This is a genomic window from Kineococcus siccus (assembly GCF_009906795.1).
In the GTDB taxonomy this organism is placed as follows: Bacteria; Actinomycetota; Actinomycetes; order Actinomycetales; family Kineococcaceae; genus Kineococcus; species Kineococcus siccus.
In genome coordinates this window covers 1-1,543 of the sequence record NZ_JAAALN010000388.1, presented here as the reverse complement: position 1 = coordinate 1,543, position 1,543 = coordinate 1, and the positions used below count along the sequence as shown (strand labels likewise).

2 protein-coding genes are annotated in these 1,543 nt (G+C 74.9%); one reads left to right on the top strand and one right to left on the bottom strand.

The annotated features are described in order from the left end of the window. Window positions 1-168: 168 nt before the first annotated feature. Window positions 169-561 (top strand): Rv2175c family DNA-binding protein, encoded by a 393-nt coding sequence (locus GTR02_RS24800; protein WP_338073982.1) that lies wholly within the window; start codon window positions 169-171, stop codon window positions 559-561. A gap of 50 nt (window positions 562-611) precedes the next feature. On the opposite strand, the gene GTR02_RS21655 is transcribed toward GTR02_RS24800, so the two are convergent. Beyond that, the coding region (locus tag GTR02_RS21655; protein ID WP_205709804.1) for a phytoene/squalene synthase family protein at window positions 612-1,543 on the bottom strand (932 nt) is incomplete at its 5' end.

Sequence of the window (1,543 nt, the reverse complement as noted above, 5' to 3'; positions counted from 1 at the left end):
GCTCGGGTCGGTGCCGTGGGGCTGGCGTGACCAGTGGTGACGGTGAGGTGCGCAAGGTATCCCAGCGTGTCCTCAGCGGCCTCCCCAGCCTGCGGCACGACCCGGCCGCGCGCCGGGACGCGGCCGGGGGTGTCGCGCGCGGTCGCCGGGCAGTGGCACGCTGGGACCGTGGTCGCACCTCTCCGAGCCGACATCGCCCGCGAGCACGGCGACGAGCTCGACACCCTCGTCACCGACTGGCTCAACGTCCCCGACGCCGCCGAGCGCATGGGCACCGACGCCGCCGCCGTGCGGCGCATGCTCCAGGAGCGGCAGCTGCTCGCCGTCCGGCGCACCGAGCGGAACATCGTCATGGTCCCCGCGGACTTCTGCACGCCCGAGGGGCCGCTGCAGCACCTGCGGGGGACCCTCTCGGTGCTGCTGGACTCCGGCTTCAACGACGTCGAGACGATCCGCTGGCTCTTCACGCCGGACGAGAGCCTCCCCGGCACCCCGGTCCAGGCCATGCAGGCCAACCGCAAGACCGAGGTCCGCCGCCGGGCGCAGGCCCTCTCCTTCTGACCCCGCGGGAACCGCGCGGGGGTCGCCCTGCGTGGTTCCCGACGGGTGGTTCAGGCCGTCTGCCAGCGCCGTTCGCGGCGGCGGGCGGCCTGGGCGCGCGCCAGCCCGGGCAGCGCCACGCCCAGGCGGCGGGGGATCCCGACGGCGACGCGCCGGGTCAGGGAGTCGTAGCCGGCCGCCTCGACCGCGTCGAGGATGTCGCCGTAGAGCAGGTAGGCGGTGCGCAGGCAGTCCCGGCTGGTCGGGTGGACCATCGCGATGCCCGGCTCGGCCTGCGCGTACAGCGCGCGCGTGCGGGCGACCTCGAAGGCGAGCAGCGCTCGGACGCCCTCGGTTATCCGCCCCGTCCGGCGCGCCTGGACGAGGTCCGCCGTCGTGACCCCGTGCGCCGCGAGGTCCTCCTGCGGCAGGTACACGCGGCCGCGGTCGAGGTCCTCGCCGACGTCGCGGATGAAGTTGGACATCTGGAAGGCCTCACCCAGCGCGCGGGCGGGCTCCTCGGCCCCGGGGGCGACGGGCTCGAGCACGGGCAGCATCTGCAGGCCGATGACCGCGGCCGAGCCGTACATGTAGTGCCGCAGGTCGGCGTAGGTCGCGTACTCGGTGACGTCGATGTCCATCCGCATCGACTCCAGGAACGCCTCGACGTGAGCGCGCGGCACGTCCCAGCGCCGCATCGTCGCGGCCATCGCCCGCCCCACGGGCTCGGTGCCGTCGCCACCGGCGTCCAGGGCGGCCAGGAAGGCGTCGCCCCACGTCACGAGGGCGGCCGGGTCCGGATCGGTGAGGGAGTCGACGAACTCGTCGGCGTAGCGCGCGAAGCCGTACAGGGCCCAGACGTAGGGCCGCTTGGCGGGCGGCAGCAGCAGCGTCGCGAGGTAGTACGTCTTGCCGTGCTCGGCGTGCAGCCGCCGGCACTGCTCGAAGGCGGCGCGCAGGCCGGGGTCGGTCAGGGCCGGATCGGTCCGGGCGGCGGCGTCGA